Genomic DNA, 13,343 nt, shown 5'->3' with positions numbered 1-13,343 from the left:
CGCGGGATGGCCAGGACGGCGTGTTTGATGTCTATTTCGCACACCACCATTGCCTGGAAATTGACTTGAGACAGCCGGCTGTGGATTAATTCAAACCGTCAACCATGTCCCCGTACACCTGTCCACCATGTGTCCGGTCTATACAGCGAAGCAAAGACAAAGTGCCTCGCCCGCCGGGGCGAGACCCGGCCAGCAGGCAAACCTGAAATATTGAGGCAAAGGTGGTTTCGACGGGCTTAGGCTTCTCTACAAACAAAATCAGCTCGCAGCCCAATCCCCACAAGCGCCACCAGCTATTATTTCAATAGCTAAATCGACTGCAACATGGACGCCGGATCCTCGCTGGCCAGCACCTGGGCCGCCCAGGCAGCGAGCTTGCTGGCGTCGGCCCGCAGCACCTGCTGCTTGACCGCTAGGATCTGCGAGGGATGCATGGAAAAACTGCGCAGACCCAGGCCCAGCAGCAGCCGCGTCATGCTGGTGTCGCCGGCCATCTCGCCGCAGACGCTGACGCCCTTGCCCTGCGCATTGCACTCGGCGATGGTGTCGGCGATCAGGCGCAGCACCGCCGGGTGGCAGGGGTCGTACAGGTGCGAGACGGCCTCGTCGGCGCGATCGATCGCCAGCGTGTACTGGATCAGGTCGTTGGTGCCAATCGAGAGGAAATCAAAGTACTTCAGGAACAGCTTGAGCGTCAGCGCGGCCGCCGGTATTTCAATCATGGCGCCCAGCTTCACCGGCCCGTAGGCCACGCCCTTGTTGTCGAGTTCGGCGCGTGCATGGTCGAGCAGCGACAGGGTCTGGCGGATTTCGCTGCCGTGGGCCAGCATGGGCACCAGCAGGTTGACCTGGCCGTGCACCGCCGCGCGCAGGATGGCGCGCAGCTGCGTCAGGAACATCGGCGGGTCGGCCAGGCTCCAGCGGATGGCGCGCAGGCCCAGCGCCGGGTTCAGCTGGCCGTCCTGCACCCGGCCCGCGAGCTTGTCCAGCGGTTTGTCCGAGCCGATGTCGACGGTGCGAATCGTCACCGGCAGGCCGCGCATGCCTTCGATCGCCTTGCGGTAAGCCAGGTACTGCTCCTGCTCACCGGGCAGGTTGCCGGGCCGGCCCATGAAGAGGAATTCGCTGCGGAACAGGCCCACGCCGACCGCGCCCACGGCCACCGCGCCGGCGGTGTCCTCGGGCATTTCGATGTTGGCGAGCAGCTCGACCTTCTGGCCGTCAATCGTCAGCGAGGGCGTGTGTTTGAGCCGGTTCAGGCGCTGGCGCTCGAGTTCGCCCTGGCGCTGCTTGAAGCCGTATTCGGCCAGGATGATGGGGGAGGGATCAACGATGAGCACGCCGGCGTCGCCGTCGATGATGACCCAGTCGTCCTGCTCGATCAGCTGGCTGGCACTGCGCGCGCCGACCACCGCCGGAATGTCCAGGCTGCGCGCCACAATCGCGGTGTGCGAGGTCTTGCCGCCCACGTCGGTCGCAAAACCGACAAACAGGCTTTGCTTGAACTGCAGCATGTCGGCCGGCGAGATGTCGTGTGCGATCAGCACCAGCGGCACGTCCATGGTGTCGTCCAGCAGCAGGTCCTGCTGGCGCGGCAGGCGGTTCGCGGCGGACTGCGCGGCCGGCAGCACCGGCGAGGCCACGCCCTTCATGAACCCGAGGATGCGTTCGACCACCTGCTCCAGGTCGGCCTTGCGCTCGCGCAGGTACTCGTCTTCCATCTCGTCGAACTGCCGCGCGATGATTTCGTACTGCGTGGTCAGCGCCCATTCGGCGTTGTAGAGCCGGTCGACGATCCAGTGCTTGACGCCGCTGATCAGCTGTTCGTCCTGCAGCAGCATCAGGTGCACGTCGAGCAGCGCGGAAAGTTCATGCGGCGCGTCCTTGGGCAGGTCGCGCTGCACCCGGATGATTTCCTCGGACACCGCATCGCGCGCCACGCGCAGGCGCTGGATTTCTTCACCCGTTTTGGACGCCTCGATGAAGTAGTGCGCCACGTCGGCCCGGCTCGACGCCACCAGCACGGCGCGGCCAATCGCCACCCCGCGCGAGACCGCCAGACCGTGCACGGAAAAAGTCATGACGCTTCCTCCACACCCGGCCGCGACGCGCAGCGAGCCGGGCAATGCCAGTCCGAGCCGCGGAACCGGCTTTGCCGGGCCGCAGGCGGGGCGGCCCCCTCGGGGGGCAGGGAGCTACACGCAGTGAGCGACCGTGGGGGCACTATTCACTCCCCTTCGCCAAACTTGTCCGCGATGAGCGCCAGCAGCGCTGCCATGGCTTGCTGCTCCTCGGGTCCGTCGATTTCGATGTCGACGGTGCTGCCGATGCCGGCGGCCAGCATCATCACGCCCATGATGCTCTTGGCGTTGACGCGGCGCTCGCCCTTGGCGATCCAGATATCGCAGGGAAAGCTGCCGGCGAGCTTGGTCAGCTTGGCCGAAGCGCGGGCGTGCAGGCCCAGTTTATTGTTGATGGTCGTGCTGGTCTTGATCATGGTTTCTGCGTACCTGGTTCTGCGGTGCGGTGATGGCCACCTGCATCACGCCCTGCGTTCCGCCCATCACCGCCCGGGCCACCAGCGCGTCCAGCGGCTCGTGGCGATAGGACACGGTGCGCAGCAGCATGGGCAGGTTGACGCCGGTGATGAGCTTGGAATGCACCCCATCGACCAGCTTTTGGGCCACGTTGCAGGGCGTGGCGCCAAACACGTCGGCCAGCACCAGCGCGTGCGAGGTGCCCATCTGCTTGAACACAATGCGCGCCTGCGCCAGGGTTTCTTCGGGCGGCATGTTGGGCTGCACGTCCAGCGCGGCCACACTGGCCGGGTTGTCGGGAAAAACATGCAGGACACATTGCCGCAGGGCCGAAGCCAGCGGAGCGTGGGCGATGATGAGAATGCCGTTCATTGCGGTGAATTATCGGGGGTGGGGTCGGCTTTGGCGCCGTGGAAGAAGACATACGATGCGAGACAGCAACACAAAAACACGGCCAGCGCCGCCTGGAAGCTGGCCACATCGCCCAGCCCCATGGCCTGGAAAACGTCAATCAGCAGGCCGATGCCCCACTGCATGACAAACACACCGGCAAAAATCACCAGGTTGTAGGCGGTCAGCGCGCGGCCGGCCAGCACCTGCGGAAACGCCATGCCCACGGCCGGCTGGGCCAGGCCCAGCACGCTGGAGCTCATGCAAAACAGCGCCCAGCCAGCCCAGCCGGTGGCCGGTCCGGCCGCGATATTGACGGCGAGCACCGTCAGGCTGGCCGGCACGCCCCAGGTGATCAGGCGGTTGGCGCTCCAGCCATGCTGCGCGAGCCACGGATTGACCAGCCCCCAGACCCAGAAGGTGCCCAGCATGCAGGCATTGATCCAGAACAGGCCGGTGGCCGCCTGCAGCGGCGTGTAGCCGGCCACCCGGACCATCCACGGCCCGGCCCACAGGGTCTGCATCGCAATCACGCCACCATAGTGGAAAAAGGCCACCGGCGACATTTTCTGGAAATAGCGGCTGCGCCAGACCTGGGCGTAACTGGCCTGCTGATGCAGCGCAGGGGGAGAGGCCGCCGCGGCAGCGAGCTTCCATGACGGGACCACCCAGGCAATCGCCGCCATCGCCAGCACGATCAGCGCCGCCAGAATCCAGAACAGCGGGCGCCAGCCGGTCAGCGGCATCAGCCACTGCACCGGCAGCGTGGACGCCAGCATGCCGAGCGAGCCGGTCATCAACATCCAGGAGTTGGCGCGCAGCAGGGTGCCGGCGTCAAACCAGCGGCGGTAACCGGTCAGCGGCGCCATCAGGCAGGCGCTGACGCCCATGCCCAGCAGCACGCGGGCAATCAGCAAGGCGGTGAAACTGGTGGCCGCGGAAAACGCCAGGCAGGCCAGCACCGCCAGGCTCAGAAAACCCAAGATCACGCGTTTGGGCCCATGCCGGTCCAGCCAGGTGCCCAGCGGCAGCTGGGTCACGGCAAAACCCAGAAAATACCCGCCTGCCAGCAACCCCAGGTCGCGCGCATGCAAGGAAAACTCCTGCGTCAGCACCGGCGACAACGTGGCCGTGATGGCCCGCACCAGCGTCGAACAGAAGTAGGCCGCGGCAAACGCCAGAAACACCACGATGCCGGCGCGCCGGCTCAAGAGGCCGGACGCTGTGGCGGCGGCCGGCAAGCGCCCGGCGTCCCGAACGGCGTCCATCAGCGGGGGGTTCCGGCGTCCAGCTTGAGGCTGGAGAAAAAGGTGTCGGCCACCTCGGGATCCATCTGGTTGGCGTAGATCACCGCCTGAAAAACCTGCCGCCCCTGTGAAAAATACGCCGCCTGGCTTTGCACCGCCCGGCCGTCGGCCCGCTGCCCGCTGGCCCGCACCAGCACCGCCGGCGGCAGCGCGTCTGCGCCCGCCAGCTTCAGCGGGCTGGTTTGCCCGCCGCCGGCAGCCTTCAGGTTGGCCAGCGTGGCGGTTTGCCAGCCGGTCAGCACGGCCGCCGCTTGCGCCGCGTCGTCCAGCGTGGCCACCGCGACCGCAAACGTGGCGTCGCCGGCATCACAGCCCAGCATGGCCAGCTCGGTCGGCCGCCCGCCCAGCGGCACGCTGCGCTGGGCCTTGTCGGGTTTGCAGGGCAGCAGCAGGCTCAGCGCGGTGTTGTCCGGCCGGACTTCGCGCCAGTTGAACACCGGGTTGCACGCCGCGAGCAGCAGCAGGCCGGCTGCCATCACACGGGGCATCAAAGGGGTCAGCAAGGAAGTCATGAAAGGGGGAACCGTCGCTCAGGTCTTTGGAAAGGGGGAGCACTGACTTTACAGGGATTCGCCAAAACAACCTGTTTTGGGGCAATCCGGCGCTGCAGGCCGGCGACGCACCGATTTGGCGCCCGGGCAGCCCCAGCCCGCACGGCGCCGCGCACCAAGCTGGGCATGAAGTTTGCTCTTTGCCTGTCATGTTTGCAGAAACCGCCCCGCTGCCCGCACCCGTGCACCTGCCTGGCGCCGACCAGCCGGTCTGGCGCGACAAGCTCTCGCAGCTGCTGGAATCCACCGGCGAAGGCATTTTCGGCATCGACATGGACGGCTGCTGCACCTTCATCAACCGCGCCGGCGCCGAGTTGCTCGGTTTTGCCCCTGGCGAGGTGCTGGGCCACAACATGCACGAGCTGGCGCACCACAGCCACGGCGACGGCGCGCATTACCCCGAGCACCTGTGCCCCATCTTCAACGCCTTCCGCATGGCGCTGCCCTGCCGCATCGACACCGAGCTGTTCTGGCGCCGCGACGGCAGCGCGTTTGCGGTCGAATATTCGTCCTACCCCATCGTCGACGGCGGCGTGGTGCAGGGCGCAGTGGTGACCTTTGTCGACATCTCGGCGCGCAAGCGGGCCGAAGAAGCCCTGCGCCACGCCAACGACGTGCTGGAGCAGCGCGTCAGTGAGCGCACCCAGGCGCTGTCCGAGGCGCTGCAGCAGCTGCGCGAACTCTCGGCCTACACCCACACCGTGCGCGAGGAGGAGCGCACCCGCATCGCGCGCGAGGTGCACGACGAGCTCGGCAGCCTGCTGGTGGCGCTGAAGATGGATGTCGGCTGGCTGGACAAACGCCTGGGCGAACAGCAGCAGCGCGAGCCGCTGGCGGCGCAGGCCATGCGCGACACCCTGCGCAGCAAGTGCCAGAACATGGGACGCTTGATCGAGGCCGCGGTGGACAACGTGGGCCGCATCATCACCGACCTGCGCCCCAGCATCCTGGACCACCAGGGCCTGTGGGCCGCGCTGGACTGGCAGGCGCATGAGTTTGTGCAGTCGGCCGAACTCTCGCTCGACTGGCAGATGGAGGTGGAGCAAGCCGTGCCGCTGCCCGAACCCTCGGCCATGGCGATTTTCCGCATCTTCCAGGAGATGCTCAGCAACGTCGGCCGCCACGCGCAGGCCAGCCACCTCGCCATCACCATCGTGGCCACGGCCGCCGAGATCAGCATCCGCGTGCAGGACAACGGCAAGGGCGCAGCCGCAGCCGCCTTCGAGGCGGCCAATGCCTATGGCGTGATGGGCATGCGCGAGCGCGCCAGGCACCTCGGCGGCAGCCTGGAGATTTCAAGCAAAATCGGCCACGGGTCCTTGTTCCACCTACGCATACAGCTCACAAAACCATAGCAGCATGACGCCACTGAACATCCTGATCGGCGACGACCACCGCATCGTGCGCGAGGGCCTGAAACAGGTGCTGGCCGACGCGCCCGAGATTGTCGTCGTCGCCGAAGCCGAGACCGGGCCCGACATCCTCGCCAAGGTCGAAGCGCTGGACGGCCACGCCGGGCTGGCTGCCGTGCTGCTCGACATCGCGCTGCCGGGCCGCGACGGCATGGATGTGCTGCAGGTGCTCAAGAAGGCCTGGCCGCAGTTGCCGGTGCTGATGCTCAGCACCTACCCGGAAAAACAGTACGCGGTACGCTGCCTCAAGCTGGGCGCGGCCGGCTACCTCAACAAAAGCGCCCACCCCGACGACATGATCGCCGCGGTGCGCAAGGTAGCCAGCGGCGGCCTCTACGTCTCGGCCGTCACCGCCGAAGCGCTGGCCAGCGCGGTCGGCGGCAGCGGCGGGCGCAGCGGCGCCGAAGCCCTGTCGCACCGCGAGCACCAGGTGTTCCGCCTGCTGACGGCCGGCAAGTCGGTCGGTGAGATCGGCACGCAACTGGGCCTGGCGTCCAACACCGTCAGCACCTACCGGCTGCGCATCCTGGAAAAAACCGGCACCAAAAACGACGTGGAACTGGCCCTTTACGCCGAGCGCCACGCCAAAACACCGGCCGGCGCCTGAGCCGCGCGCTTGTCCTACGGCCACTTGGGTGCCCGCTGACGCGCAAGCCGCCCGCTGCGCGCCATGCTGGCTGCAGACGGCGCCGCCGGCCTAAGCCAAGCAATCCAAGGAGAATTTCCATGACCACCGTAACCGACGTGATGACCCGCAATGTGCGAACCCTGACCCCCAGCGATACCGTGGCCAGCGCCGCCAAAGCCATGGGCGAACTCAATGTGGGTGTGATCCCCGTGTGCGAGGGCGACAAGCTGTTCGGCGTGGTGACCGACCGTGACATCGTGGTGCGCGCCGTGGCGCAAGGCCTGGACGGCCACACGCCGCTGGCCAAGGTGATGAGCACCGACGTGCGCACCGCACGCGAAAGCGACGACCTGGACACGGTGCTGGCCGACATGGCCTCCAGCCAGATCCGCCGCCTGCCGGTGCTCGACGGGGCGGAGCGCCTGGTCGGCATCATTTCCATCGGCGACATCGCCGTCAAGGGGCAGGACGAGGAAGACGTCGGCCAGTCGCTGGCCGATATTTCCTCACCAGCGTAAGCGACCGCAGCGGGCGCCGGCCGGGCGCCCTGCTCGAATTTGGTGCAGCGACGGGACCCACCGACGCCGCACCAGGCCGGCAACAACGCTGCTGGCGCCTTGCAACACCCTCCAACACCTGCGCCTGCACCGCGCAAGGCTCGATAACCGCCCGGCCGTGCCGGTTTTGTAGTGCGCGCCCTACACGGCGTCATTCCATCAACAGCGAAATACGGCGCGGACCGCACTCCCGGCCAAAGTGGCCCGCTGCTTGCAAGACAGCCGCATCTTCAATTGAAAGGTGCGCGCCATGTCCGACTACTTCTCGCCTTACGACGCCGACCAGCCCCTGATGCTCAAGTGCAGCTGCGGCAAGGACCACACGCTGGCCGACCACCACGCCGCCGTTGCCGCCGACAGCGCCGCCACCGAGTTGCGCCGGCGCAGCCAGACCGCCGAGTTCGAGGCCTACTCCAACGAGTTCATTGAAGCCACCCTGGTCAAGGCCCTGTTTCCGCAGGATGAAGTGCGGCGCCGCTTTCTGCGCGCTGTCGGCAAGGGCACGGCCATGGCTGCGATTGCCAGCGTGCTGCCGGTCGGCACCATGCAGGCCCTGGCCCAGGACGCCGGCAAAAAACCCGGCACGCTGGAAAAAACCAACCTGAAGATCGGCTTCATTCCCATCACCTGCGCCACGCCGCTGATCATGGCGCACCCGCTGGGCTTTTACAAACAGCAGGGCCTCAACGTCGAGGTCACCAAGACCGCCGGCTGGGCGCTGATCCGCGACAAGATGATCAACAAGGAATACGACGCCACGCATTTCCTCAGCCCCATGCCGCTGGCGATTTCGATGGGTGTGGGTTCCAACCCGGTGCCCATGAATGTGGCCACCATCCAGAACACCAACGGCCAGGCCATCACGCTGGCCAACAAGCACAAGGACAAGCGCGACCCCAGGATGTGGAAGGGCTTCAAGTTTGCGGTGCCCTTTGAGTTCAGCATGCACAACTTCCTGCTGCGTTACTACGTGGCCGAAGCCGGGCTGAACCCGGACACCGACATCCAGATCCGCGTGGTGCCGCCGCCCGAGATGGTGGCCAACCTGCGCGCCGGCAACATCGACGGCTACCTCGGCCCCGACCCGTTCAACCAGCGCGCGGTGTACGAGGAAATCGGCTTCCTGCACCTGCTGACCAGGGATTTGTGGAACGGCCACCCCTGTTGCGCCTTCGGCACCTCCACCGAGTTCATCCAGAAGAACCCGAACACCTTTGCCGCGCTGTACCGCTCGGTGCTGACGGCCGCCGCGATGGCGCGGGACCCGAAAAACCGCGAGCTGATCGCCAAGGTGATTGCTCCGGCGCAGTACCTGAACCAGCCCGAAACCGTGCTGACGCAGGTGCTGACCGGGCGTTTTGCCGACGGCCTGGGCAACATCAAGACGGTGCCCGACCGCGCCGACTTTGACCCGATCCCCTGGCAGTCGATGGCGGTGTGGATGCTGACGCAGATGAAGCGCTGGGGCTACGTGAAGGGCGAGGTCAACTACAAGCAGATCGCCGAAAAAGTCTTCCTGATCACCGACGCCAAGAAGTACATGAAGGAACTCGGCCAGGCTACGCCCGAAGGCGCGTATCCGAAATTCAAGATCATGGGCAAGGAGTTTGACGCGGCCAAGGCTGACGCGTACGCGAAGAGCTTCCCCATCAACAAGATGTCTTGAAGGGCTTACCCCCTCCCCTCTTGGGAGAGGGTGCAAGACCGGCTCCAACATTGAAGCAATGACGCCATGAATATTTTCAAAACCCTGGGCTTTCGCGCAGGCATCGTCTCCACCGTCCTCTTCGTGGTGTTCATCGCCGTCTGGTACGCGGCGACGGCTTCCCCGGCCAGCACCGGCGGCAACGTCAGCGGCATGACGGCCGAGCAGATCGAGTACCAGAAGATGATGGGCAAGGACCCGGGCGCCGGCAAGGCCTCGGGCTTCCCGACGCCGGTGCAGATGGGCAAGACCTTTGTGAACCAGCTCAGCAATCCGTTTTACGACCGCGGCCCCAACGACAAGGGCATTGCCATCCAGCTCGGGCACTCGCTGGGCCGCGTTGCGCTGGGTTTTCTGCTGGCCTGCGTGGTGGCGATCCCGCTCGGGTTTGTGATCGGCATGTCGCCGCTGCTGCGCCGCGCGCTCGACCCCTTCATCCAGGTGCTCAAGCCGATCTCGCCGCTGGCCTGGATGCCGCTGGCGCTGTACACCATCAAGGACTCGTCCACCTCGGGCATTTTCGTGATCTTCATCTGCTCGGTCTGGCCCATGCTGATCAATACCGCCTTTGGTGTGTCGGCGGTCAAGCGCGAATGGCTCAACGTCGCCAAGACGCTGGAAGTCAAGCCGCTGCGCAAGGCCTTTCTCGTCATCCTGCCGGCTGCTGCGCCGACCATCCTGACCGGCATGCGCATCTCCATGGGCATCGCCTGGCTGGTGATTGTGGCCGCCGAGATGCTGGTGGGCGGCACCGGCATCGGCTACTTTGTCTGGAACGAATGGAACAACCTCTCGCTGACCAACGTGATTTTTGCCATCGTCGTGATCGGCGTGATGGGCATGCTGCTGGACCTGATGTTTGCGCAGCTGCAGAAGTGGGTGACCTATGCTGAATAATCCCGCCCCTGCCGCTGCCGGCCGCCCCTTCCTGCAGGTCGAGGGCCTGGCCAAGTCTTACCCCGGCAGCAGCGAGCCGGTGTTCGACGAGGTCAACTTCAGCATCGCCCGCGGCGAGTTTGTCTGCATCATCGGCCACTCAGGCTGCGGCAAGACCACCATCCTCAACGTGCTCGCGGGCCTCGAAAGCGCCAGCACCGGCCATGTCTTCATGGACGGCCGCGAGGTCGCCGGCCCCAGCCTGGAGCGCGGTGTGGTGTTCCAGGGCCACGCGCTCATGCCCTGGCTCACCGTGCGCAAGAACATAGCTTTTGCCGTGCGTTCCAAATGGCCGGACTGGACCTCGGCTCAGGTCGATGCCCATGTGCAGAAATACGTGGCGCTGGTCGGCCTCTCGAGCGCCATCGACAAGAAACCCTCGGCGCTGTCGGGCGGCATGAAGCAGCGCGTCGGCATTGCGCGCGCCTTTGCGATCGAGCCCAAGATGCTGCTGCTCGACGAACCGTTCGGTGCGCTTGACGCGCTGACACGCGGCACCATCCAGGACGAGCTGCTGGCCATCGTGCGCGAAACGCAGCAAACGGTGTTCATGATCACGCACGACGTGGACGAGGCCGTGCTGCTGGCCGACAAAATCCTGCTGATGAGCAACGGCCCGCAGGCCCGCGTGGCCGAGATCGTGCGCAACACCATGCCGCGCGACCGCCAGCGCGCCACCGTGCACCACGACCCGCAGTACTACCCGCTGCGCAACCACCTGGTGGATTTTCTGGTGGCGCGCTCCAAAGACCTGTCGCACGGCAAGGCGCCGGCGCACCCGCCCACGGTGGAGCCCGGGCGCGGCGCACTCGCCGACGCGCCGCCCTCCGTCACTTTGAAAGCCGTCGCATGAGCACCGAGCAAGCCCGCCCGCCGCTGCCGCCTTTCACACTGGAAACCGCGAAAGAGAAAGTGCAGAGGGCCGAAGACGCCTGGAACAGCTGCGACCCCGACCGCGTGGCGCTGGCCTACACCGAGGACTCGGTCTGGCGCAACCGCGCCGACTTCTTCTCGGGCCGGCCCATGATCCGCGAGTTCCTGAAACGCAAGTGGGCCAAGGAGCTGGACTACCGGCTCAAGAAGGAACTCTGGGCCTTCACCGGCAACCGCATCTCGGTCCGCTTTGAATACGAATGGCACGACGACGCCGGCTTCTGGTTCCGCTCCCACGGCAACGAGCAGTGGGAGTTCGACGAGCTGGGCCTGATGCGCCGCCGCGAGGCCAGCATCAACGATGTGCCGATCAAGGCAACCGATCGCAAGTTCCACTGGCCGCGCCCTGTGGTTGTATGACCATGACACCCCACCGTTCGGGCTGAGCCTGTCGAAGCCAACCCCGAATCAAGACGTATTTCCAACAACCATTTCTTTAAACACAACGGAGAACAAACCATGAACCGCAACGACATCACCGAAAAAATCATCACCGTCAAAGTCTCCAAGGGCATCACCTGGGAATCAGTCGCCAAGAAGGTCGGCCTGAGCAAAGAATGGACAACCGCCGCCTGCCTGGGCCAGATGACGCTGGATGAAAAGCAGGCCAAAGTCGTTGGCAAGATTTTCGGGCTGACGGCCGAAGAGCAGAAGTGGCTGCAGGTTGTGCCCTACAAAGGCTCACTGCCCACCCCCGTGCCGACCGACCCGCTGATCTACCGCTGGTACGAAATCGTCAGCGTCTATGGCACCACCATCAAGGAACTGATCCACGAAGAGTTCGGCGACGGCATCATGAGTGCGATTGATTTTTCGATGGACATCGTGCGCACGCCGGACCCCAAGGGCGACCGCGTGAATGTGGTGTTGTCGGGCAAGTTTTTGCCGTACAAGACTTATTGAGTCGGATGACGCGGGGTGCCGCCTGGCACCCTGGCGTCTTGCGGGCCTAGAGTCCGCGAATCCGGCAGGCCAGCAGCAAAAGGCCGAAGCCCACAATCCACGACCAGGTCGCAATTGGCTCACCCACCCGCACCACACCAAAGTGTGCGAGCAGCGCAACGGCAAACAGCACGAGGGAAATCACCCACACCACAAAGGTCGGAGCTTTGCCGGAAAAATTGCGCATGGTGTGTTTCCTGTTGGTTGTGAGATGAAGCATCTTGAGTTTAGGGCTCATTGAATGCCTGTTATCGACAAAGCGCTCGGGTCTGACACCATCGCGGGAGGCCCTGGGACCTCGCTATGCGACAAAGCGCCTTGCCTTGAAGTTGGTTCTGTGCGTGGGTCGGGGGCCTCCGCCAGGAACCCGCCCTCCCACGGAGGACCAGGCATCGAACGCTCTTCAGCCTTGGTTCTCGGTGACGCGAGCGGCAAGAGTGCCGCCACGGACGCCGGCTTGCGGGTGACTGTCGGCCTGACACAAGGGCTGGGCTTCGCCGGGGTTCACACAGTTGCACGAACGGCCCATGCCCTCGCCACCAAGGAAATGGAGCCATCGGCCTGGACCGGTAGCGTCTGTCGTATTCTGTCTCTCAGCTTGCTTCTGGCGGGCTCGTCCAAAGACATCGCATAGGAAGGTGCCGGCCCTTGACCGCCAAGAAATGGCTCCCAGTAGTCCTGGAAGCTGGGGAAGAACGTCGGGACATCAATCGCCGTCACTTCCGGTTCGTGGAATCCGGCGCCGCCAACCTGGGCAAGGAGGACGTCGGGACGACAGAGCGGGAAACGTAGCCCCTCGTCGAGCCGGGAAGCGTCGGGATCGAGCGCGACAGCCGCATCCCAGAAGTAGCGCATGAGCTCCATCTTCCCCCCGTAGTCCCAGACATAGGCCCCAAACACTGCGCCCTTGGTTGCCACCCTGGCGATTTCCTTGAAGGCAGCGCCCGGATCGGGAATGAAATTCAGAACGAGCCCTGACACCACAACGTCAACCGCAGCGTCCTCCAAAGGGATCTCGGCGGCATTGCCAGGACAGAACCTTGCGCGACCCGCGAGCGTCTCGCGCGCAATCCTGAGGAAGCCTTCGGAAGGTTCGATGCCCGTGATTGATGTGGGTGCACAGTGCTCAGCGATGGCCGCGCAAAGTGCGCCGGTCCCGCACCCCACATCCAACCAGCGCTTGCCGGCCGGGACAGCGAGCCACGACAGGAACATCGGCGCCACACGGCGACTCCAGCGGCCGACATAGCGCTCATAAGGATTCCCGAGCTGCCAGTTGTCGGACGGTTGCACTGTATCCATGGTGAAGCTCCTCGTTGGGTTGAACGATGCTTAACGTAAAGCGGACGGCAAAACCTGCGATTGAATCTGGCAACTGCGGTTTGACCTCGGCATGCCATCCTCCTGAGAAGGCCGCCCATATTTGGATCTCCGAGGAAATGCGC

Annotated in this window: 15 protein-coding genes; 8 read left to right on the top strand and 7 right to left on the bottom strand. The window is 65.0% G+C overall.

The window, feature by feature from the left end:
- Positions 1-308 precede the first annotated feature (308 nt).
- The 5 genes from ptsP to B7G53_RS20445 form a co-directional block, all read right to left on the bottom strand.
- Positions 309-2,081 (bottom strand): phosphoenolpyruvate--protein phosphotransferase, encoded by a 1,773-nt coding sequence (gene ptsP, locus B7G53_RS20465; protein ID WP_096671167.1) that lies wholly within the window; start codon positions 2,079-2,081, stop codon positions 309-311.
- Positions 2,082-2,227: 146 nt separating this feature from the next.
- Positions 2,228-2,497: an HPr family phosphocarrier protein gene (locus tag B7G53_RS20460; RefSeq protein WP_096671165.1), complete on the bottom strand. Its 270-nt coding sequence runs from the start codon at positions 2,495-2,497 to the stop codon at positions 2,228-2,230.
- The gene (locus tag B7G53_RS20455) at positions 2,466-2,909 is read right to left on the bottom strand and encodes a PTS sugar transporter subunit IIA (RefSeq protein ID WP_096671163.1); all 444 of its coding nucleotides are present in this window, start codon (positions 2,907-2,909) and stop codon (positions 2,466-2,468) included. The genes B7G53_RS20460 and B7G53_RS20455 overlap by 32 nt, the downstream gene beginning before the upstream one ends.
- Complete coding sequence (locus B7G53_RS20450) at positions 2,906-4,195, bottom strand: MFS transporter (RefSeq protein WP_096671161.1); 1,290 nt, start codon at positions 4,193-4,195, stop codon at positions 2,906-2,908. The genes B7G53_RS20455 and B7G53_RS20450 overlap by 4 nt, the downstream gene beginning before the upstream one ends.
- The gene (locus tag B7G53_RS20445) at positions 4,195-4,746 is read right to left on the bottom strand and encodes a hypothetical protein (RefSeq protein WP_255250108.1); all 552 of its coding nucleotides are present in this window, start codon (positions 4,744-4,746) and stop codon (positions 4,195-4,197) included. Before B7G53_RS20445 ends, B7G53_RS20450 begins: the two co-directional genes overlap by 1 nt.
- A gap of 188 nt (positions 4,747-4,934) precedes the next feature.
- Here B7G53_RS20445 and B7G53_RS20440 point away from each other — a divergent pair, with 188 nt between their 5' ends.
- The 8 genes from B7G53_RS20440 (at position 4,935) to cynS (ending at position 11,859) form a co-directional block, all read left to right on the top strand.
- Positions 4,935-6,140 (top strand): PAS domain-containing sensor histidine kinase, encoded by a 1,206-nt coding sequence (locus B7G53_RS20440; RefSeq protein ID WP_096671159.1) that lies wholly within the window; start codon positions 4,935-4,937, stop codon positions 6,138-6,140.
- Positions 6,141-6,144: 4 nt separating this feature from the next.
- On the top strand, positions 6,145-6,804 hold the full coding sequence (locus B7G53_RS20435) for a response regulator (protein ID WP_096671157.1): 660 nt from the start codon (positions 6,145-6,147) through the stop codon (positions 6,802-6,804).
- A gap of 119 nt (positions 6,805-6,923) precedes the next feature.
- Positions 6,924-7,343, top strand: coding sequence for a CBS domain-containing protein (locus tag B7G53_RS22925; RefSeq protein WP_176491430.1), 420 nt, complete (start codon positions 6,924-6,926; stop codon positions 7,341-7,343).
- 289 nt (positions 7,344-7,632) lie between these two features.
- A complete protein-coding gene (locus tag B7G53_RS20425) occupies positions 7,633-9,048 on the top strand; it encodes a CmpA/NrtA family ABC transporter substrate-binding protein (protein WP_096671155.1) in 1,416 nt (471 codons plus the stop codon).
- A 66-nt stretch (positions 9,049-9,114) separates the two neighbouring features.
- Positions 9,115-9,984 carry a nitrate ABC transporter permease gene (ntrB, locus tag B7G53_RS20420; protein WP_096671153.1) on the top strand — a complete coding sequence of 290 codons (870 nt, stop codon included), beginning with the start codon at positions 9,115-9,117 and terminating at the stop codon, positions 9,982-9,984.
- Complete coding sequence (locus B7G53_RS20415) at positions 9,974-10,876, top strand: ABC transporter ATP-binding protein (protein ID WP_096671151.1); 903 nt, start codon at positions 9,974-9,976, stop codon at positions 10,874-10,876. The genes ntrB and B7G53_RS20415 overlap by 11 nt, the downstream gene beginning before the upstream one ends.
- A complete protein-coding gene (locus tag B7G53_RS20410) occupies positions 10,873-11,316 on the top strand; it encodes a nuclear transport factor 2 family protein (protein WP_096671149.1) in 444 nt (147 codons plus the stop codon). The genes B7G53_RS20415 and B7G53_RS20410 overlap by 4 nt, the downstream gene beginning before the upstream one ends.
- Positions 11,317-11,415: 99 nt before the next feature.
- The gene (gene cynS, locus B7G53_RS20405; protein ID WP_096671147.1) at positions 11,416-11,859 is read left to right on the top strand and encodes a cyanase; all 444 of its coding nucleotides are present in this window, start codon (positions 11,416-11,418) and stop codon (positions 11,857-11,859) included.
- Between the two features lie 46 nt (positions 11,860-11,905).
- On the opposite strand, the gene B7G53_RS20400 is transcribed toward cynS, so the two are convergent.
- Together B7G53_RS20400 and B7G53_RS20395 are read right to left on the bottom strand one after the other, a co-directional pair.
- Positions 11,906-12,085 (bottom strand): hypothetical protein, encoded by a 180-nt coding sequence (locus B7G53_RS20400; protein ID WP_096671145.1) that lies wholly within the window; start codon positions 12,083-12,085, stop codon positions 11,906-11,908.
- Positions 12,086-12,402: 317 nt separating this feature from the next.
- A complete protein-coding gene (locus B7G53_RS20395; protein ID WP_096671143.1) occupies positions 12,403-13,200 on the bottom strand; it encodes a class I SAM-dependent methyltransferase in 798 nt (265 codons plus the stop codon).
- Positions 13,201-13,343: the final 143 nt, after the last annotated feature.

Source organism: Polaromonas sp. AET17H-212 (assembly GCF_002379085.1).
In the GTDB taxonomy this organism is placed as follows: domain Bacteria; phylum Pseudomonadota; class Gammaproteobacteria; order Burkholderiales; family Burkholderiaceae_C; genus Polaromonas.
The sequence above is the reverse complement of the archived record's forward strand: the minus strand, read 5'-3'. Positions and strand labels throughout refer to the sequence as shown.